This window comes from Umezawaea sp. Da 62-37, from assembly GCF_032460545.1.
Taxonomy (GTDB): domain Bacteria; phylum Actinomycetota; class Actinomycetes; order Mycobacteriales; family Pseudonocardiaceae; genus Umezawaea.
Map to the genome: position 1 here is coordinate 950,601 of NZ_CP135965.1, position 19,194 is coordinate 969,794.

General features: G+C 69.1%; 19 protein-coding genes. 6 read left to right on the plus strand and 13 right to left on the minus strand.

The features are described 5' to 3' along the window. Positions 1 to 46: 46 nt before the first annotated feature. From trpB to RM788_RS04105, 3 genes are all read right to left on the minus strand, one after another. Complete coding sequence (gene trpB, locus RM788_RS04095) at positions 47 to 1,279, minus strand: tryptophan synthase subunit beta (RefSeq protein WP_315930141.1); 1,233 nt, start codon at positions 1,277 to 1,279, stop codon at positions 47 to 49. A gap of 76 nt (positions 1,280 to 1,355) precedes the next feature. Continuing rightward, positions 1,356 to 2,141, minus strand: a complete 786-nt coding sequence (locus tag RM788_RS04100) for an AraC family transcriptional regulator (RefSeq protein WP_315930142.1) — start codon at positions 2,139 to 2,141, stop codon at positions 1,356 to 1,358. Positions 2,142 to 2,356: 215 nt separating this feature from the next. Beyond that, positions 2,357 to 2,947, minus strand: a complete 591-nt coding sequence (locus tag RM788_RS04105; protein ID WP_315930144.1) for a PadR family transcriptional regulator — start codon at positions 2,945 to 2,947, stop codon at positions 2,357 to 2,359. A 96-nt stretch (positions 2,948 to 3,043) separates the two neighbouring features. On the opposite strand from RM788_RS04105, the gene RM788_RS04110 reads away from it, so the two are divergent. Further along, positions 3,044 to 3,862, plus strand: a complete 819-nt coding sequence (locus tag RM788_RS04110; RefSeq protein WP_315930146.1) for an SGNH/GDSL hydrolase family protein — start codon at positions 3,044 to 3,046, stop codon at positions 3,860 to 3,862. Between the two features lie 131 nt (positions 3,863 to 3,993). Then, on the plus strand, positions 3,994 to 4,239 hold the full coding sequence (locus tag RM788_RS04115) for a hypothetical protein (protein WP_315930148.1): 246 nt from the start codon (positions 3,994 to 3,996) through the stop codon (positions 4,237 to 4,239). A 155-nt stretch (positions 4,240 to 4,394) separates the two neighbouring features. Here RM788_RS04115 and RM788_RS04120 read toward each other — a convergent pair whose 3' ends face one another. After that, positions 4,395 to 5,183 carry an FHA domain-containing protein gene (locus RM788_RS04120; RefSeq protein ID WP_315930150.1) on the minus strand — a complete coding sequence of 263 codons (789 nt, stop codon included), beginning with the start codon at positions 5,181 to 5,183 and terminating at the stop codon, positions 4,395 to 4,397. Positions 5,184 to 5,255: 72 nt separating this feature from the next. After that, on the minus strand, positions 5,256 to 7,022 hold the full coding sequence (locus RM788_RS04125) for a serine/threonine-protein kinase (RefSeq protein WP_315930152.1): 1,767 nt from the start codon (positions 7,020 to 7,022) through the stop codon (positions 5,256 to 5,258). 134 nt (positions 7,023 to 7,156) lie between these two features. On the opposite strand from RM788_RS04125, the gene RM788_RS04130 reads away from it, so the two are divergent. Both RM788_RS04130 and RM788_RS04135 read left to right on the plus strand, forming a co-directional pair. Further along, positions 7,157 to 7,567: a type 2 periplasmic-binding domain-containing protein gene (locus RM788_RS04130; protein WP_315930153.1), complete on the plus strand. Its 411-nt coding sequence runs from the start codon at positions 7,157 to 7,159 to the stop codon at positions 7,565 to 7,567. A gap of 197 nt (positions 7,568 to 7,764) precedes the next feature. Then, entirely contained in the window at positions 7,765 to 8,436 is a 672-nt protein-coding gene (locus tag RM788_RS04135; RefSeq protein WP_399343050.1) for an AfsR/SARP family transcriptional regulator, read from the plus strand. A gap of 48 nt (positions 8,437 to 8,484) precedes the next feature. Here the strand turns inward: RM788_RS04135 and RM788_RS04140 are convergent, their stop codons facing one another. The 3 genes from RM788_RS04140 to RM788_RS04150 form a co-directional block, all read right to left on the minus strand. Next, positions 8,485 to 9,822: a glycoside hydrolase family 16 protein gene (locus RM788_RS04140; RefSeq protein WP_315930154.1), complete on the minus strand. Its 1,338-nt coding sequence runs from the start codon at positions 9,820 to 9,822 to the stop codon at positions 8,485 to 8,487. A 138-nt stretch (positions 9,823 to 9,960) separates the two neighbouring features. Beyond that, positions 9,961 to 10,230 carry a hypothetical protein gene (locus RM788_RS04145; protein WP_315930155.1) on the minus strand — a complete coding sequence of 90 codons (270 nt, stop codon included), beginning with the start codon at positions 10,228 to 10,230 and terminating at the stop codon, positions 9,961 to 9,963. A gap of 17 nt (positions 10,231 to 10,247) precedes the next feature. Further along, positions 10,248 to 10,577, minus strand: a complete 330-nt coding sequence (locus RM788_RS04150) for a hypothetical protein (protein WP_315930157.1) — start codon at positions 10,575 to 10,577, stop codon at positions 10,248 to 10,250. 247 nt (positions 10,578 to 10,824) lie between these two features. Between RM788_RS04150 and RM788_RS04155 the strand changes: the two genes are divergently transcribed. Next, positions 10,825 to 12,228 (plus strand): hypothetical protein, encoded by a 1,404-nt coding sequence (locus tag RM788_RS04155; RefSeq protein ID WP_315930158.1) that lies wholly within the window; start codon positions 10,825 to 10,827, stop codon positions 12,226 to 12,228. An 82-nt stretch (positions 12,229 to 12,310) separates the two neighbouring features. Here the strand turns inward: RM788_RS04155 and RM788_RS04160 are convergent, their stop codons facing one another. The 4 genes from RM788_RS04160 to RM788_RS04175 all read right to left on the minus strand — a co-directional run bounded on the left by RM788_RS04160 (position 12,311) and on the right by RM788_RS04175 (position 16,501). Continuing rightward, complete coding sequence (locus tag RM788_RS04160) at positions 12,311 to 13,198, minus strand: SDR family NAD(P)-dependent oxidoreductase (RefSeq protein WP_315930159.1); 888 nt, start codon at positions 13,196 to 13,198, stop codon at positions 12,311 to 12,313. Continuing rightward, complete coding sequence (locus RM788_RS04165) at positions 13,195 to 14,382, minus strand: zinc-dependent alcohol dehydrogenase (RefSeq protein WP_315934973.1); 1,188 nt, start codon at positions 14,380 to 14,382, stop codon at positions 13,195 to 13,197. The genes RM788_RS04160 and RM788_RS04165 overlap by 4 nt, the downstream gene beginning before the upstream one ends. Before the next feature lie 471 nt (positions 14,383 to 14,853). Beyond that, positions 14,854 to 15,120, minus strand: a complete 267-nt coding sequence (locus RM788_RS04170) for a hypothetical protein (protein WP_315930160.1) — start codon at positions 15,118 to 15,120, stop codon at positions 14,854 to 14,856. A gap of 220 nt (positions 15,121 to 15,340) precedes the next feature. After that, positions 15,341 to 16,501: an alpha-lytic protease prodomain-containing protein gene (locus RM788_RS04175; protein WP_315930161.1), complete on the minus strand. Its 1,161-nt coding sequence runs from the start codon at positions 16,499 to 16,501 to the stop codon at positions 15,341 to 15,343. Between the two features lie 444 nt (positions 16,502 to 16,945). On the opposite strand from RM788_RS04175, the gene RM788_RS04180 reads away from it, so the two are divergent. Beyond that, positions 16,946 to 18,100 carry a nucleotide disphospho-sugar-binding domain-containing protein gene (locus RM788_RS04180; protein WP_315930162.1) on the plus strand — a complete coding sequence of 385 codons (1,155 nt, stop codon included), beginning with the start codon at positions 16,946 to 16,948 and terminating at the stop codon, positions 18,098 to 18,100. On the opposite strand, the gene RM788_RS04185 is transcribed toward RM788_RS04180, so the two are convergent. Then, positions 18,032 to 19,171, minus strand: coding sequence for a hypothetical protein (locus RM788_RS04185; RefSeq protein WP_315930164.1), 1,140 nt, complete (start codon positions 19,169 to 19,171; stop codon positions 18,032 to 18,034). The two genes, RM788_RS04180 and RM788_RS04185, sit on opposite strands and share 69 nt — an antisense overlap. Between the last annotated feature and the right edge of the window lie 23 nt (positions 19,172 to 19,194).

The window sequence follows — 19,194 nt, forward strand, 5'->3', positions numbered from 1 at the left end:
GTCGATTACTGGGGAAACGCTTAGCGAAATGGCTTTCCCCGCTCCATCAACCCCGGAGTGGCCCACCGCCGTCACGCCTGGCCAGCACGAAGTCGACGTCCTTGTCGCCGCGCCCCGACAGGTTCACCAGGATACGCTCGGTGGGCGGCCTGTCCCCCGCCAGGCGGATCGCGAACGCTAGGGCGTGCGAGCTCTCGAGTGCCGGGATGATGCCTTCCGACCGTGCGACGCGGAGGAACGTGGTGACCGCCTCCTCGTCGGAAACGGTGTCGATGGACAATCGGCCGGACTCGCGCAGCATGGCCATCTCGGGGCCGACACCGGGGTACGCGAGCCCTGAGGCGATCGACATCACCGAGGCGGGTCCGCCGTCGTCCTCCTGGAGGACGACGGATCGGGCCCCGTGCAGGATTCCCGGACGTCCGAAGGTCAGCGTGGCCGCGTGCTGACCGGGTTGGCCGCTCCTGCCGAGGGGTTCGACCGCGTGCAGGGCCACCTCGGGGTCGTCCAGGAAGCCGGAGTACACCCCGATCGCGTTCGAGCCGCCTGCGACGCACGCGACGACGTGGTCGGGCAGCGTTCCCCCGGTGATCGAGAGGAACTGCGCACGGGCCTCGTGCCCGACGACCGATTGGAAGTCCCGGACGATCATCGGGAACGGATGCGGTCCGATGGCCGAACCGATCGCGTAGAGGGCGTGGGCGTGCTGCTCGGTGTAAGCCTGCAACGCCGAGTCGCCGGCCTCCTTCAACGTCGATTGGCCGGAGGCCACCGGGACGACCCGCGCACCCAGGAGGCGCATGAGGCTCACGTTCGTGTTCACCTTGTCGACGTCGACCGCGCCCATGTGCACTTCGCATTCGAGCCCGAACCGGGCGGCCGCGCTGGCGAGTGCGACGCCGTGCTGGCCCGCACCCGTTTCGGCGATCAGCTTCCGCTTGCCCATCTTCCTGGCGAGGAGCGCGAACCCCACGCAATGGTTGATCTTGTGTGCGCCGGTGTGGTTGAGGTCCTCGCGCTTGACGTGGATCCTGGCGCCGCCCACCTGGTCCGAGATGTTCTCCAGGTGGTGCACCGGCGTCGGCCTGCCCTGCAGACCGGCTCGGGCCTTGTCGAGTTCATGCCAGAAGTCCGGCGATGACCGCAGTTCCTCGTACGCGGCGGTGAGTTCCTCGAGCACTGGCCCCAGGTGCGGAGGCCAGTGGTTGCCGCCGAAATCCCCGTAGTAGCCGTTGGCGTCGGGAAAGCGGCTGGCGTGGGTGCTTGTGCTGTGCGACATCATGACCACCTTTCGGACAGGTGGACGGTAGGCCGGGCCGAACCCCGAAATCTTGAACAGGATGTGCGTCGCACGCCTAGTTTCGGCGCACACCACGTGACAGCGCTCCCGGCGGCACGCCGAACACCTTCTTGAACTCGCGGGTGAGGTGCGGTTGATCGCAGAAGTCCACCATCTGCGCGACGTCGTTCAGCTCGAATCCCGCGCAGATGAGTTCACGGGCCCTGGCGACGCGGACCTGACGGACGTAGGTCTGCGGGGGAATGCCGATCGTCTTCCTGAAGGAGCGGACGAGGTGGCTCGGGTTGACGCCGATCTCGCGCGCGAGGTCGTCCGTACGAGTCGAACCCCGGCCGTCCCGCCTGACCAGCCCGCACACCGTGCGCGCGATCGACGACGAGGTCGACGTGGGCGATTCCACCGAGAAACTGCACTCCCGCAGCACCTGCCGGAGGGATTCCTCGATCCACGCGCTGTCGACGACCGGTGCCGACAGCGCGTCGACCAGCTCACGGGTCGTCCGGCTTCGTGGCAGCACCTCGGTTCGGATGATCCGGATCTCGTCCGGCCCGATGGTGGCGGTGCAGCCGTCGAGGAACGCCTCCGACGGGTAGAGGACGTCGTACCGCGCGGGACTGCCCGCACTCCTGCCCGCGTGCACCTCGAACGGGTTGAAGAAGAACACATCGCCCGCGCGGACGGTCCTGCTCCAGCGGCTGGACCATATGTGAGCGGTTCCGCTCGTGACGGCCACGACCGAGTACGTGCCGTGCAGGTGCGGGTCGAAGTCGACCGCCGTCGCCCGCGCGCGGAGGAGATCCGCGTGTTGGAGCGCGAACGTCATCGAGTCGACCCGTGTCACGGCGAGGAACCTTCCGCGCGACCACCGCGGGCTCCGGCGCTTTGGCGGACTTCACGGCAAGGCTTGGACCAGCCGGTCGGCAAGACGCCGGCGGTGGGCTCGTGGATCGGCCGGTCGGCCGTCGCCTGCTCCATGCGCGTCCTCCGCAACGTCGCCGTCATCAAAGCACGCCGCGCATCGTCTCCGGGAGAGCCGCGCGGCGCGCTTCGGCGGTGCTACCGGGCTTGATCCGGGGTAGGAGCCGAATGGTTCCGAGCCGCCCGATCACGCAGGAGTGCGGCGGCCCGCACGGACCAGTCGTGGTGTTCCTGCTCGAACCGCTTGCCGCGCAAGCACGTCAGGTACGGCCCGATCGGAGTGCCGTGGCGCAGGTAGGCCTCCTCGTCGAGATCGCCGCGGAAGCGCAGCAGGAGCTTGTCGAGGATCTCCACCTTGGCCGCGGCGGCGGCGGCCCGTTGATCCAGTTGCGCGATCACCGGTGCCGCGTCCACGTGGTCGACGGCTTGCACTTTGACCAGGAGGTCGTCGCGGATGAACGACGGTTTGCCCACGTCGGCGGCGAAGCGCGCCAGTTCGGCGAGGCCGGCGTCGGTGACCGTGAACAGCCGCTTGGTGGGACGCGCTTGCTGGACCACGTCCCGACCGCTGATCAACCCGCCGTCCTCGAGCTTGGACAGCTCCGAGTAGAGCTGTTGCGGCCGGGCGTACCAGAAGTTGGCGACACCCACGTCGAAGGCCTTGGTCAGCTGGTAGCCGCTGTACTCGCCGGACAGCAGCGCCGCGAGCACAGCATGGCGCAGGCTCACCGGCGCATCTCCTCGTCGTCGACAGGTGGACACGCTCATCATAGGCATGCTTATGATTAGTCATCATCCTGAGTAGGGAGACATCGTGGCCAACCGATGACGCCGCACGAGACGAGCGCCCCGGAACCCGTCCCGAGCGGCAAGTACCTGCGCTACGTCGCCCTGGGCGACAGCCAAACGGAAGGCGTCGGCGACGGTGACGACGTCGTGGGCCTCCGGGGGTGGGCCGACCGGCTCGCCGAGCACCTCGCCGTCGACAATCCCGATCTCCAGTACGCCAACCTCGCCGTCCGCGGCCGCCGCGCGGGTGAGGTCCGGTCCGAGCAACTGGGGCCCGCTCTCGCCCTGCGACCCGACGTGGCCACCGTCGTCGCCGGGGTCAACGACCTGCTGAGGTTTCGGGTCGAGCCCTCCACGGTGGTCGGTCACCTGGAAGCGATGTTCGCCGCGCTCACCGACTCCGGAGCCCGCGTGGCCACCGTGACCTTCCCCGACCTCACCAGGATCATCCCCCTGGCCCGGCCGGTTCGCTCCCGCATCCTCGACATCAACGACCGGATCCGCGCCGCGGCCGCCCGGCACGGGGTCGTCGTCGCGGAGATCGCCCGGCACTCCGCCGTCGCCGACCGCCGGTTCTACAGCGACGATCGGCTGCACTGCAGCCCTTCGGGCCATCAGCTGATCGCCGCCGCGGTCGCGCACGCCTTGCAGGTGCCGGGCAGCGACGATTCCTGGACCAAGCCCCCGCCGCCGCTCCCCCTGTCCACGCAGTGGCCCGCCACCGCCGAACTGCGTTGGGCGGCTACCTTCCTCGGCCCTTGGCTCGGCAGGCGCCTGCGCGGCCAATCCTCCGGCGACCAGCGCACGGCCAAACACCCGCAACTCCACCGTCTTGTAGGTCCTGGGTCGCCGTAGCGGCCTCAGGCGTGCGGCAGGTCCGATCGACGCACCTCCTGCCGCAGCACGTGCCGAGTCCTCGACCACCTGTAGCGGAACCATCACACGACCATCGCGTCACGCGCACGTCAGCCGGCCACAGTGGTGCCATGCGAAGCACAACCCTGCTGGTCGCGGCCGTGCTGGCCGTGCCCCTCCTGAGCGCCGCACCCGCGATCGCCATCACCGGTGGCACCGAATCGACCCGGCCGTACTCGTTCGCGGGGTCCTTCCAACCCGCCTACCCCAGGCCGCCACGGGCCGACGGCCACGGCTGCGGCGTGGAAGTCTTGGCGTCCACACGAACACCACGCAGGTCAGACCGAGCGCGAGCAGGCAGGCGAAAGCGGCCATGAGGAACCGGCCGGCATCGCGACGAACGACGGAGGGACGAACGAGCACCGGGTTCTGCGTCACGAGCCAATCGTCGGCCCGCTGTGTGGCGAGCCCGTGCGCGCTGTGTCCGCGTTCTGTCACAGTCCCCGAGGAAACGAACCGGTCAGCGGAGGTCTCAGCCCTCGTGGTCGAGGACGCGGAGGTCCGGTGGTACGAGGGTGGTGCTCTCCATCAGTTCGCGGATGAGGTTGTGGTTCAGCGTGTTCCCGATGGGCTCACCGACCTCTTCACGGGTCAGGCCGGAAACGCCGTTGCCGCTCAACCTGTTCCGCACCTCGGTGACGACGCGCTCGACCTTCTTGTGGTTCCAGTTTTCGTCCGGCCGGATCTCGTTGAGGTGTTCCGCGACCTGGCGCCAGGACAGGGGAATCGGGTGCAGCTCGTGCAGGAGGTACCGCTGGGCAAGCACGACGACCACGCGCTTCTCCAGGGAAGTGAGGTGCCACGTGCGCGGAGGCCTGGTCGGCGCGTGGTGGTCGGCCGGTGGTCGGCCGCCGTCCTCGGGTTGCACGTGCACTTCGAGCAGATGCAGTCGTTCGTGGGAACCGCGGACGAACAGCGGGGTGTACCCCGACCGCAACGGGATCGGCTCGTCCTGCCGGAACAACAGGCGGGATTCGGGCAGCCGCAGCGGAAGGCGACCCAGCGTGCTGATCCACCACCGGCCACCACGACAGGTGAGCGCCCCGTGCTCCCTGCTGATGCGCAGGTCGTCCTCGCCAACGCAGACGTGCACCCCCGGCTTGCGCCGTCCGAAGAGGACAGTGCGCCCCTCTTTGGGGCCGAAGGTGATGCCGCCGGTCGCCGCCAGCACGTGCAACATGCCGGGTGCGACGCTGGCGGGGACACCCAGGGCGAGGCTGTGGTGGCCCGCCGGGAGTTCGTTCGGCCGTTCTCCTGGCATGTTCGCCTCCTGGCACCTCGTGTGGGCAGCGCACCCGTCAGCCTGCCTGGAACCCGCGGGAGGGTTCCCGCGTCATCGTGGTGGGAAGAAGGCCGTGGCCAACTGGTCTGCGAGCCCGCACCGTTCGTCCGGCGACAGGGTCTTGCCGGTAACGGTGGCTTCCAACACCTCGTTCTTGTCATCGTCGTACGCGTCCTTGTACTGGAAATTGCGCACGTTGACCTCGCACAAATCCCTGTCGGGTACGGATTCGGTCGTGGAAGACCGGCCGGCGGTCTGCGACTTCGTCGCACCGGTCTTCTCCAACAACTTCGACCGGGAAAAACGCAGCTGGTAAGAAACATCCTCGGTGGTACTGGTCCAGGTGCACATCCAATGACCGAAGCCGACCTTCGGATTCCCACGGTCGATCCCGTGCTCTTCGGGGAACGACGGCGAGTCCTTGGCTCTACAGGCGTCCGATCCGATGAACGAGTCCTCATGTGATGCCGGGTTGTCGGGTCGGCGCGCTGGAATCGGCCCTCCGGCGATCACCGCGTCGGCACTCCGGACGGCGGCGTCGGCCATGTCGCAAGCGTCGGCGTCGATGTCGTTGGCCCTGGTCACGTCGATCCGGATCTCGTAGTTGTCGGATAACAGCAACCGGCGTCCGCAGGACCCCTCACCCGCCGCTTCGGTCACGAGCCGGTACCGCCCCTTGTCCTGGGCCTGCACGAGGTCCTGCTCGTCGGGAGTGTTGTCGATCACCGCCTGGACGTTCGCCTCCTTCCTGTCCTTCTTGACGATCATGTTGCACTGGTTGAACCCGGAGTTGTCCGGGACCGGGTTGGGATTGCCGAACTCCTCCAGAGCCGCGTCGCGGATCAGCGAGCACGGATCGGCGTCGTGCGGGCCAACTGCGAGCACGGGCCCCGTCGGCGTCCTGGGCTCACCGGAGAACGCGACCCAGCTCACCACCGCCGCGACCGCGACCAGCACCCCGACGGTCACGAGAAGTCCTCGGCGTCGAACGAAACTCGGGTGGGGTGCGCGCTGTGCCGCCTGCACGCCGGCGATGTCCGCGAGGATCTCGTGCGCCTCGGCCGCGGTGGGACGCTGTTCGGCGTCGACGCGCAGCATCCGCTCCAGCACCGGTCCGAGCGGGCCGCTCCTGCGCGGCGAGGCGATGGCGCCGTTGGCGGCCCGTCGAAGGCGCAGCTGCATGTCGTCGGTCGTCGCACCGACCGGTGATTCGCCCTCCACCACGGCGAACAGCGTGGATGCCAGCGAGAACACGTCGGACGCCGCCGTCGGAGCGGCACCGTTGGCCACCTCCGGCGCCACGTACCCCGGTGACCCGGTGAGCAGATCAGGGCTGGTCACGGTCGCGTCGCCGGTGGTGCCGCGGGAAATGCCGAAGTCGGCGAGCTTCACCTCGTCCTCAGAGATCATGAGAACGTTGCCGGGCTTGATGTCGCGGTGCAGGATTCCCTTCGCGTGCACCGCCGCGAGCGCGTCGGCGATCTGCGCGCCCAGCTTCGCCGCCTGCTGAGGTGTGACGACGTCCAACTCGGCCATGCTCCGCGCCGGCACGTACTCCATGACCAGCCAGCACTCGCCGTTGTCGTTGAGCACGTCGTAGATCGTCACGACGTGCCGGTGGTTCAACTGGGCGAGCAGCTTCGCCTCGCGTTCCAACTGCCGGAACCGCTGCGGGTCCCCGTCTCCGGACAGGGCTCGCTTCAGCGCGACCGGCCTGCCGAGGCGTTCGTCGGTGGCCCGCCACACGACTCCGCTGCCCCCGGAGCCGATCTGCTCTTCCAGCCGGTACCTGTTGGCGACGACATGCTCCGTCTGCACGATTCGCTCTCCCCGCGTGGCCTCGTCGCATCGTATCCAGTCGATCAAGCCGCGCTGCGGGCATCCGCTGGGAACCCTCCCGGCCCTTCGCCGCACGCTGTCACTCTCCACCAACCGCTTCGGCCGGGGACCACATGACTGATTCGACGGATCGACGACCGCCCGGTTGTCGAGTTCCGCTCATCGTCCTGTTCACCCTGGTGACCCTCGTGGTCACCTCGGTATCCGCGCGACCGACCGCGCACACCAGCAAGCCGAAAGCCGCCCAGGCCCTTGTCCAATTCCTCACCAGCGCGCATAGCCGGCAGATCCTGGCCGAGATCGGCGGATTCGCGCCGACCAGGGACTCGGTGTACGACCGAGCCCGAGGTGAGTACCTGGTCCAGGTGCGGAGGGCGTTGCAGGACGCCGGGCCGCGCCCGACGAACCGGAACTACACCGAATTCGGCCGGGCGTTCCGCAACGCGGTCAAGAGCGTGGTCACCGCACAGGACGTGATTTCCGGCGACACGGCCAGGGAACTGGCGGAAATCCCGCGGAAGTAGCGACCGCATGGGGTTCCGGCCAGGAGCAGCGAGTCGCGATCGGGCGCAGGTAGGCCATTCGCCGTGCGGGTGGCCGGCTGAGAGGTCGGCGCTGGAGGTATGACCAGGGGGTGCGTGTGGAGTTCGGTTTGCTGGGGCCGGTCGCGGTGTGGCACAGGGGTCTGGAGATCGCGGTTCCCAAAGCACAGCAGCGGTGTGTGCTGGCACTGCTTCTGCGGGACGTCGGCCATGTGGTGGTGTTCGAGCGGTTCGTCGACGCGCTGTGGGACGACGACCGGATGCCGCGAACGGCGCGCAACGTCGTGCAGCAGGCCGTGTCGGATCTGCGACGGGTCCTGTCGATCGATCCGGGGGTCCGCTTGGCGCACCACACCGCAGGGTACGTGTTGGAGGTGGACCCCGCGCTGATCGACCTCCACCGGTTTCGCGCACTGGTCGCGCGGTCCTGCGGCGAAGAACGGGCGTCGGTCTTGCGCCGGGCGCTGGGGCTGTGGCGGGGTGAGCCGTTGGAGGACGTGAACGCCCCAGGCATCGCCTCGATCAAGCAGGCGTTGACCGAGGAGCGCTTGGCAGTGCTGGAAGAACGCCTGGACTTGGAGGTGCGGGCCGGGCGGGACGCGGAACTGGTCCCGGAGTTGCGAGTCCTGGCCGCCTCCTACCCGTGGCACGAGCGGCTGCACGGGCTGCTGATGGTGGCCCTGTACCGCGCGGGACGACCCACCGAGGCGTTCCGGGTCTTCCACGACGCGTGGCAGGCGTCGGGCACCGCCCCAGGGTCGGAGCTGCACCGCCTGTACGAGCGGATGGTGCGGAACGACCCCGCCCTGGACCGCCCGGTCGCGGCGACCGCCGGTGTGGTGCCGCGGTAGTGGCCCGCCTGCCCGGTGGGTTCGCGAACCCACCGGGCAGGCGGCGGATCAGGAGTAGACGCGGACCCAGTCGACCTCGAACACCGCCGGGCGCAGGCCGCCGTCGCCGGTGAAGTTGTCGAGTTGGATGTTGAGGTGTCCCGACGGCATGGTCTGGATGTTCTGCCGCCCGTTCGGGCCGCCACCGCCGGAGACGCGGAACCACTCGACGCCGTCCACGTAGCCGACCAACGCCGAAGGGGTCCACTCGAACGCGAAGTTGTGCCACTGGCGCATGTCGACCGTGCACCGCTCCCGGTACTCCTGCTGGACGGCCACGTCCGAGGGGTGCGGGTAGTGCAGGAACGCCGACAGGCACTGGGCGTCGGGATCGGTGTACTCGACCCAGTCGTACTCGCCGTCCTGGGGCCACCGCTCGGAGGTCGGCCAGATCAGGTGCAGCACGTGGTACCGACCGCCCGAGGCGCCGGTGTTCTGCGAGCGCGAGCGGATCTCCCAGCGGCCGTACTGCCGGTCGAGCCGATGCTTGAGCCAGCCCGTGTCGCCGTTCGCCTCACCGGTCATCTTCATGGTTCCGCCTGCCACCGCGGCGTTCTTCGCGCAGCGCCGACCGTTGCCGTTGTGCCCCGGCCAACACCCCGCCGTCCCGCCTTCGGTGCCACTGGGCACCGACCACTTCGCCGGGTCGACAGGACCGGTGCCGCCGAACTCGTCGGAACTCGGCAGCGGCGCACCCCAACCGTTGCGGACGGCGGCCTGCGTCTGGTCGGTGGACGGGTTCGTGGTGGTCGTCGTCGTGGTCGTGGTGGTGCCGGAGCCCACGTGGTAGTCGCACGCGGTCGCCCGGAAGCTCGCACCGGTGGCGGCGTATTCGTGATCGGTGAGCACGTTCGCCCGCACCGCGCCGGACGGAGCGGTGAACTCGCTCGCGACACGGGTCCACCCACCGGTCGCGAACGACACCCACGCGCCGGGGACGTTCCCGAGGTACCCGCTGTTGTCGCCCTCGGGCGTGGAGTACCAGTCGACCTCGACGCGGGCGCGGCCGCTCTGCTCGGCCGCGACGTCGTAGGCGAAGGCCCACACCTCACCGCTCTTGACCTGCTGCTGCGGCAGGTAGAACGACGGGTTCAGCACGGAGTTGTTCTTCTGCGCGTAGGCGAACCTCGCCGACCGGTGGTCGACGACGGCCTCGCGGACCGCACTCGCCCCGCGCAGCGAGCCCCACTCGGCGAGCGTCTTGTTCAGCACCGGGTTGTTGCACGTCGAGACGTTCGTGCCCGCCCCGGTCGGCGGCTGCGCGATGGCCACACCGGCCAGGACCAGCGCGGTCGCCGCGCTGAGGGCACCTGCGCTGGCCAGCCATCTCCTCCGGTACATCGTCATGGGTCGTCCCTCCTGTTGGTCGCACGGGTCGACAGGAAGATCGCGCACCGCGCTGAACCCGCGCTGAACCGGTGCCCTCCGCGTCCGGGCGCCTGGCGCCGCCAAGCGCTCGTCAGCGCGTGCGACGCGCTCGACGGCCTAGCAGAACCAGCCGTTCTGCACCCAGCCGTCCTGGTGGACGTTGCCGTAGGCGTGGCCGAAAACCCAGTCGCGGCTGGGCGAGTAGCGGGACACGTCGAAGTTCTCGTGGAAGTACAGGGTGCCTATGACGACGCCCGCGGCCGTGGCTCGGACGTAGAGGTCTTGCGCGCACACCTGGCGCACGGCCTGCGTGGACGGATCAGCGGAGGCGGAGGGAGCGAGCACGGCGGTCAGCATCAGGGCCGTGCTCAGTGCGGCCATCTTCACGTGGACTCCTCTGGTCGTCAGTCGAAGGCGAAGCAGCTTCGGAGCAGGAAGCCCCACTGGCTGTGGTTGTGCCACAGGACATCGGCGGACCGGCCGTCGCCGGTGACGTACCGGACGCCGATCCACGTGCCGCTCGGCAGCACGACGATCGGGTCGTGGTGGGCGCCACCGGAGTAGTTGCCGAACAGCGTGGTCGACTCGCACGTGGTGTGGGCTTCCCGCATCGGGACCCACGGGTCGCCGACCGTTCCGCTTCCGGCCTGGATGGTGACCGGGGAGTCGGCCGCGGCGGACGCGGGCGTCGTCGCGACGCTCGCCGACAAAGCCGCCGCGAGCAGGGCTGTCACGAGTTTTCCTCGTGCTACCAAGGACATGGACGATCCTCTCCAACGGTGACGAGCGGCACTTGTCAACGATTACCAGGAATGCCGGCCAACCTGAAACCGGTTCACCCGATCACCCGCATACCGTTCGGCGACCTCGACGGCGCCGCCCCGAAGGGCTTCACCGGCATTCCCGAAGCCACCTCGCGCGCATGTCCACCGCGGCAGGTACGCATGACTGGGGAAGCGCCTGACGTCAAGGGGAGTTGCGGTGTTCGCGAGTTCGCGTGTTCTGCTGGCCGCGTTGCTCATGGCCGCTGCCGTGGTGTGGCCTGGCGCGGGCAGCGCCGCGGCTGCCCCGTGGACGCTGACCACAGCTCAGCGGCAGTCCTACCTCCAGCACTACGCTCCGTTGATCTTCAAGCGCGGTGACGAGAACAACGGCCAGGAGGGCACGGACTGGCTGTCGAACTACGACTTCGACCGCGATGGGAACTTCGCCGACAACCGGGTCGACTGGCGCGGCGTCACCCAGTACGCGGCCGGGGCCAACACCGGTTGGCGCATCCGCCCGACGCTCTACACGGCGCTGATCGAGTACACCGAGAACGGGTCGAAGAACCTGGTGCTGCTCTACCACGTGTACAACGCGGCCGACAAGGACCTCACCGAGATCCACGACTGGGAGCGGATCGAACTCGTCGTGCGAGGAGTCTCCGGCACGCCGGGCGCGGGAGGCGAGAGCGTCCAGCACGCCACGATCACGCACCACAAGGACCACGTGATGCGCCGCACGACCGACAGCTCGGTGAAGTTCATGACCACCGCGACCGGCAAGCACCTGCTGGTGTGGCAGGCCGACGGCAGCAACTTCGATCTGCCGTCGATCAACACCCACGGCCACGAGCTGCGCTTCGCGACGACGGCGTGGGAGACCGTCGCGGCGAACATGAACAGCGCGAAGAAGGCCGAGGTCGACATCAACAACGGCAGCGAGAAGAACGTGCACTACGCGTTCGTGCCGGAGGGATCCCCCGCCGCCGTGTCGGCGTGGAGGGCGCAGCCGATCACCTCCGCGACCGCGTCCGCGTTGGTGAGCAGACTGGACAACGGCACGTCCACCGGGTGGCAGTCGGTCAAGCGCGTGACCTACGAGCTTCAGGACCTGGCCGACATCATCCCGACCCACTGGCAGAACGCGAACTGGGCGGTGAACTGGCTGAGCTCGAAGTCCAGTGACGTCCTGCTGGAGTCGCCGGTCACCTCGGAATCGGGCCAGGTCGAGGTGAGCGCCGGTTTGCAGCGCTTCTACACGGCCTCGCGCGACAACGGCGCGTCCGACCTCACCGACGGCCGCGAGGGCATCCCGTCGAAGTCCTGGCTGTACGGCGCGTACTCCGGCGAGGAGAACGCGGACGACATCTCGGGCTCCGACGACTTCGGCGGCTACGAGGGCGTGGGCCTGGACAGCGCCGGGCGCAGCCGCGGTGCGGCAAGCGGTGACCAGGCCTCCCACAACGCCTACTGGCGCCAGCACGACTACTTCGTGCACACGGGCGTGGTCGACACGGCAGGCCACCGCGAATCCGGCACGTGGCTCCAGGGTGAGTGGTACACGGCGGCGAACGGGGGCTACGACAGCCGGTGGACCCAACTGTTCGACGACCGCCCTTGATCCCGGCCCCACCTGGTGCTCGACGTCGCCACCCGCGCGACCACCGAACCCGTCGGTGCGGCGACGGGTTGGGCGGTGGTCGTCAGCGGGGCTGCGGCCAGCGACCGTGGACGCGCTCCTGACCGGGCACCGGCTCGTGCACGTTGCCCGCGGCGGGTTCCAGCGACTTCCGGGTGAGCGCGGCCAACCGGAACAGCGGGCCGACGAGCCGGTCGTAGAGGAGCGGCAGCAGCCGGAATCCGGCGATGATGAGCGGATTTCCCGGCCCGACCGGCACGGACACGTGCCTGCGGGGCCGGTCCGCCAGCCGCACGATCGCCGCGCCCGCTCGTTCCGGGCTCAGGACCGGCCACGGCGGTCGGGCGGCCTGACCGGTGTAGTTGGCGGCCTGGTAGTAGATGGGGGTGTTGATGCTTCCCGGACTCACGATGCACACGTGCACACCGGGCTCGTCGCGCGTCTCCTGTTGCAGGGTGCGCAACACGGCGCGTTGCCCCCACTTCGAGGCCGCGTAGGCGCCCATCTGGGGCACGGTGACCGAACCCAGCAGTGAGTTGACCCCGATGAACACCCCCGCGTGCTGGCGGCGCAGGACCGGGAGAACGGCGCGGCTCAAGTGGACGGTGCCGTGCACGGCGGTGTCGACGACGGCGGTGAACACCTCCGCAGGCATCGCCTCCACGGTGCCGTAACCCATGACCGTCGCGGTGTGCACGACGACATCGATGCGCCCGTGCCGGTCCAGGGTTCGCGCGACGACCCGGTCGGCCGCCGCCGGATCGCGGATGTCGTCGACGACGACGTCCACCTCACCGGCCCCCGCGCTTCGACATGCGGTCTTCGCGGCTTCGAGCGCATCGGCGCTGCGCGACACCAGCACCAGGTCGTCGTGGCGGGCGGCGAACGCGATCGCGGCGGCCAAACCGATCCCGCTACTGGCGCCCACCACGACCACGACCCGCCCGGTCACGGGTTGAGCACCACCTTGACGCAGCCGTCCCGCTTGCTGCGGAACATCTCGTAGCCGCTCGCGGCCTCGGCGAGGGGCAGGTGGTGCGTGGTGAGGTCCAGCGTGCCGAGCGGGTCGGCCGGATCGAGCAGCAGCGGCAGGATCTCGTCGGTCCACCTGCGCACGTGGGCCTGACCCATCCGCAACTGGATGCCCCGGTCGAACATCTCCATCATCGGCATCGGGTCGACCTCACCCCCGTACACGCCGGACACCGACGCGGTCCCACCCCGTCGCACACCCTTCAGCGCGGCGTGCAGCGCGTCGAGCCGGTCCACGGCCAGCTTGTCGGTCACCTTCTGCGCCAACGCGTCCGGGAGGAGGCCGGTGGCCTTCTGCGCCATCGCGACGAGCCGTCCACCGTGTGCTTCCATCCCCACGGCGTCGATGGTGGCGTCCGGACCGCGACCGTCGACCATGTCGATCAACGTCTCGGCGACGTCGTCGACGTCGTCGAGGTTGACCGGCTCGGCGCCGTACCGCGCGGCGAGGGCGAGCCGTTCCGGCACCCGGTCGACCCCGATGACCCGACCGGCCCCGAGATGGGCGGCGATCCGGACGGCGAACTGCCCGACCGGGCCGAGGCCGAGGACCGCCACCGTGCCACCGGGTGGCACGTCGGCGTAGCGGACGGCCTGCCAGGCGGTCGGGAGGATGTCGGACAGGAACAGGAACTGCTCGTCCGGTGTGCCCTCGGGGATGACGATCGGTCCGAACTGGGCCTGCGGCACGCGGAGGTACTCCGCCTGCCCACCGGGCACGGAACCGTAGAGGGAGGTGTAGCCGAACAGGCTCGCGCCCTTCCCTTGCTCGCGGACCTGGGTCGTCTCGCACTGCGCGAACAGGCCCCGGCCGCACATCCAGCAGTGACCGCACGAGATGTTGAACGGCACCACGACGCGATCCCCCACCGACAGGTGGGCGGCAGCGCCGGGACCCACCTCCTCGACGATGCCCATCGCCTCGTGGCCGAGCACGTCGCCCGGCGAGAGGTAAGGGCCCAGAACGCCGTAGAGATGCAGGTCGGAGCCGCAGATCGCGGTCGAGGTCACCTTGATGATCGCGTCGGTCGGCTCCTCGATGCGCGGATCCGGCACCTCGGTGACCTGAACGTCCGCGTTTCCCTGCCATGTCAGCGCTTTGATGTCGACTCCTCGGTTGCCCTGGTCGGATTTCGGAGGATCACCGCTTGCCTCGAAGCGAACGTCCATTGAGGCCGGTCGACGTCACAGGCGGCGTACGCCGGGAATCCGGCGGCGGGCCGAGGTGGACGGGCGACGCGGTGCGGTGAAGGCCATGGACCGATGTTCGCACCGCTCGGCCGGTTCGGCATGACGGTGCTCTACCCGCCACCACCCATTCCGGCGCCGTCATGCCGATGTGGTGCCGAACGGATAGGATGCGCGCCACGCCGTCGCCGCGCACGCCTGGAACCCCTGTTGGGCGGGGAGATGCAGTGGATCACCGAGGTGGTCTCGACGTTGCGGTCCGATTGAAGCGAAACCACTTCACGTTGATCGGCGCATAAGAGCGCGCTGATCAGGACCTGAGATCGGCGTGCACCGTGAGTCGAGGGCACTGGTTCCCTCGACCACGGTGCACGCCGACGGGGTGATCTACCGCAGCGGCTCCACGTACTTGCCGTCGACGTGCAGGCTGCTCTGGACAGCGAGGCCGGAATAGGCGTACTCGACTTCGATCCGCGCGGGCAGCCCACCCACCGTGAAGTCGATCTCCTTCTTCGAGAACCACAGACGCCCGTCCCCCACCTGCTGACCGTCGACGGACACCAGGATCTTGCCGGTCATCGCGCTGTGATCGATCTCGACCTCGTGCTCGCGCTCGGCCGCGGTGACGCGCCAGACGTGATCTGCTTCGCTCATGCCAAATCTCCCATCGGTCCACGTAGGACCGATCTACCCAATCCGAACCTCCCTCACACGTCCCACGGCATGACCTCAATCATGTGCCCAGCCGCGTCCCCTTGGCAGCGGTGAGCACCGACTCCCCTGCAAGGGAATCGGTGCTCACCGGTCCGTTCACCCGTTCATGCTGTCCGGGCCGCGCCGTACCGCGCCGCGATCAGTGGTGGGCGGTGGTCGATCAGGTCAGGATCAGGGTGAGTCCGTAGGCGGCGAGGATGGGGTTGACCTCCTGGTAGTAGGTGGTGCCGCCGGAGGTGCAGTTGCCCGAGCCGCCGGAGGTGACGCCCTGGGCCTGGTTGGCGCTGATCCAGGACCCGCCTGAGTCGCCGGGCTCCGCACAGACGTTGGTGCGGGTCAGGTTGTAGACGGTGCCTTGCGGGTAGTTGACGGTCTCGCCGCGCCCGAGGATGGTGCCGCAGCGCAGCCCCGTGGTGGAGCCGGAGCGGCAGATGCCCGAGCCGACCGCGGCCTGTGCGGATCCGCGGACGTAGTACCAGGAGCCGTTGTAGCCCTCGACGTAACCCCACAGGGTCACGCCGGGGTTGGTGGAGACCCAGGAGTAGTCGTAGGTGGGGAAGGTCGAGCCCGCGAAGCTGCCGATGACCGTGCCCGCGTTGTCGGAGACCGTGTCGCCGGGGCGGCCGCAGTGACCCGCGGAGACGAAACCGCCGTAGACGGTGAATCCGACGGAGCAGCGGGCGGCGGAGTTGATGTAGTAGGGCCAACCACCGACGACGTCGGCGAGCGGACGGGGAGAGGTCGTGCTCTCCACGACGCGGACGTACTCGCGACCGGCCCTCGCCTTGTCGAGGAAGGACTTCGCGGCGTCGTCGAGCTTGGTGCGGTTGACGTCGATCACGACGCTGTTGCTCTGCACGTCGACATACCAGCTGTTGACCGCAGCGGGTGCTCGACGGTTCGCGAGCGCGTCGATGCCGGTCTTGGCCGCGTCCAGTTGGACAGCGGTGCGGGCCGCGGTGCGAACCTCGATGTCCTTGCCCGCCAAGGCCGAGGCCTTGGCCGGGTCGGTGCTCAGGGCGACCAGTTTGCCGCTGTCCGCGTCGAACCAGCTACCGGCGTACGCGGACCCCAGCACGTCTTGGGCGTGCCGCTCGGTCACCCGAGCGGCCTCCTCGCGCGCCAGGCGCAGGGCTGCCTGGTCCGCGGTCAGGTGCAGGTCCCGTTGCAGGGTCGCGGACAGCGCGGCGCTGACCTTGGGCGAGGACGGAGCCGACGTGGCCGCGACGTCGTCCGCGGCGACGGCGGGCTGCATGCAGGCACCGACCACCACCAGGGCAAGGGCGAAGGCGCCGGTCGACCAGAGGGTATTCCTTTTCACGCTTGATTCCTTTCCAACGCTGCAGGAATGTCGGAGCGGAACAACCGTTGACGGCACCGTGGAAAAACAGGGAAAGTGGAGACGCATGCCGGGAACGATTTAATCCGAATCATGACGTTACCGATAATTGTTCGACTTCGCCTATCCGCCGCACGTGTGAACAGTTTCGAATGGTGTATAGGAATTTATTATAGGAGTATCCGACATTCTTATGAAGTGCTGCGGGCGAATGCCGCAAAAATAGGGTCCCGCCACTCGACCGTCCGCCTCGGGCAGCGCGCACATCCGGAACGGCAGCAGGTCCGGTCCGACGACTCGGGGTGTCGGATCCGCGCAATTCGTGGGACACCACGAAAATCACCGCCTACGGTGGTTGCCGCGACCAGCCGACCCGACCGACCGGGTACGCCACGACGACCCTGCCGGCCCGTTGAACGGAGTCCGATGCGCGTTCTGTTCGCCTCCCTCCCCTCGCTCGGCCACCTGTTCCCGCTGATCCCGATCGCCTGGGCGGCCAGGGCCGCCGGTCACGAGGTGCTGGTGGCCACGTTCGGCGAGAGCGCGGAGCAGGCGGCACGGGCAGGACTGCCCGTGGCCGACATCGCGCCGGGGATGACGCAGCGGAGCCTGTTCATCGACTTCGTGACCAAGGAGCGCGACCTGCACCAGCGCATCGCGGCGGGCGACCAGTCGGAGGACCTGGCGGGCGCGCTGTTCGGCACCTGGGGCGAGTGGGTGGCCGACGGCGCGGTCGCGCATGCCGAGGCGTGGCGCCCCGACGTCGTCGTCCACGAACGCATGGCCCCGTTCGGCAGGCTCGTCGCCGGGGTCCTCGACGTGCCGTGCGTGCGCCACGACCTGGGCATCGAACCCGGAGCGCTCGCCGGGCAGCTCCGCCACATGTCGGCGGCGCTGGCCCGCCACGGCGTGCCCGACCTGGTGGACGACTCGCCGTGGATCGACATCGTGCCGCCGAGCCTCGCCCCCGCGGGCCGGGACGGGTGGTCGATGCGGCCGGTGCCCTACAACGGCGGCGTCGTTCTCCCCCAGTGGGCCGTCCACCCACCCGAACGCCCCCGTGTCGCGGTCACCGTCGGCACCCTCGTCGGCAAACGACCGGACGGCATCGGCCTGCTCGAACGGATCATCGCGTTCGCTCCGCGGGTCGACGCCGAGTTCGTGATCGCCATCGACCCCTACGACCTCCCCAAGCTCGGTGACCTCCCGCCGAACGTGCGCGCCGACGGCTGGCTGCCGCTCAACGCCCTGCTGCCCACGTGCGCCGCCATCGTGCACCACGGCGGTTCCGGCACCACGTACGCCGCGATCGACGCGGGCGTGCCGCAGCTCCTGCTGCCCGACGACGGCGCGAGCGACCGGCCGATCAACGCGGCGGCGGTCGTGGCGCGCGGCATCGGCCTCGCGGGCACGCCCGACGACGTGGACGCCGACCTCGTCCGGCAGCTGATCGGCGACGACCGGCTGCGCGCGGCCACGGCCGAGGTGCGGGCCGAGATGGCCGCGATGCCCTCACCCGCCGAGCTGCTCACGCGGCTGGAGGTCCTGGTCGGCCAGGAGCCCGTGTCGAAGTCGATCTGAGGTTCCCCCGTCAGCCGGGGTCGGTCGACGTCGCCTTCCACCTGCCCCGCGGGTGGTCGCCGTGGTTCGTCGACGGTCGTGGTGGTGCGGGGTGACCGGAACGAGGACCTCGACAGCGATCACGGTGCGCACGGCACTCGCGTCCCGCATCGCCTGCACCCGGCGCCGACCACCGGCGAACGCGGACATCCGGCCCTCGACGTCGGTCTGCAGCACGATCGGGTCGATGAACAAGCTGGTGAGCGCCTCGACGGTCCACGGGTCGACCTGTTGGTGGTGGGCCGCGGTCAGGACCTGGTCCACGATCTCGTCCTCGTCGGCGTCGGGGTCGGGGACGTCGGCCAGCAGGCGCAGCGCGAGCTCGTTGACCGCGCCCCAGTCGCCGTGGTGGTACCAGCAGCAGATCCGGCTGCCGCGGCGGCGACGCCACGCGCCGATCAGCCACTGCGGCGGCCGCAGGCGTGGCATGTCGTCGTTGCCGGTCGTGCATGTCGAGGGGAAGGGCTGGGTGGGTGGCATCGAGCCGACCTCGGACGGGGTGAACCGCAGTCGGCACACCGATGCGGGTTGTCGTGGCCGGTAGTCGCCGCGGTCGGGGGAAACGGGCTGTCCGACGAGGATGTCGACCTGTTGCTGCGTCAGCGGTGGCCATTCCGGGTTGGCCACGGTGAAGTCGTCACCGGCGTCGACCAGGACCATGGTGTAGGGCGCGACGTCCCAGTCCTCGGGCATGAGCTGGCGCTGCACCCACACCGGCGGCAACGGCTCGGCGGGGAAGTGCTCACGCCACACGTGGCCGATCATGACCTCGGTCCCGGTGAACAGCGACATGCCCTCGTCGGTCCGCTGGGTCACCACCACCACCGGTCGAAGACCCGGACCGGTGAACAGCTGCAGACGCAGGGTCGTGCAACCGCGTCCCGGCGTCACCCGGTACCGGTGATCGTCAAGCACACGAGTGCGCGGCGCCGACTGCTGGAGTAGCACCTCGTTGCGCCTTGTGATCGACGAGTCGGGGCGGTCACCACGACCGCCGCCGTCGTGGGGACTGTCGTCGCTGCTCTGGGACACGGGATGACGGTAAGGCGTGAACC

Bases quoted from the DNA above. Each gene is read 5' to 3' on its own strand.
- trpB (WP_315930141.1), bottom strand. From the start codon at position 1,279: ATGTCGCACAGCACAAGCACCCACGCCAGCCGCTTTCCCGACGCCAAC.
- RM788_RS04110 (WP_315930146.1), top strand. From the start codon at position 3,044: ATGACGCCGCACGAGACGAGCGCCCCGGAACCCGTCCCGAGCGGCAAG.
- RM788_RS04115 (WP_315930148.1), top strand. From the start codon at position 3,994: ATGCGAAGCACAACCCTGCTGGTCGCGGCCGTGCTGGCCGTGCCCCTC.
- RM788_RS04120 (WP_315930150.1), bottom strand. From the start codon at position 5,183: ATGCCAGGAGAACGGCCGAACGAACTCCCGGCGGGCCACCACAGCCTC.
- RM788_RS04130 (WP_315930153.1), top strand. From the start codon at position 7,157: ATGACTGATTCGACGGATCGACGACCGCCCGGTTGTCGAGTTCCGCTC.
- RM788_RS04140 (WP_315930154.1), bottom strand. From the start codon at position 9,822: ATGACGATGTACCGGAGGAGATGGCTGGCCAGCGCAGGTGCCCTCAGC.
- RM788_RS04170 (WP_315930160.1), bottom strand. From the start codon at position 15,120: ATGAGCGAAGCAGATCACGTCTGGCGCGTCACCGCGGCCGAGCGCGAG.
- RM788_RS04180 (WP_315930162.1), top strand. From the start codon at position 16,946: ATGCGCGTTCTGTTCGCCTCCCTCCCCTCGCTCGGCCACCTGTTCCCG.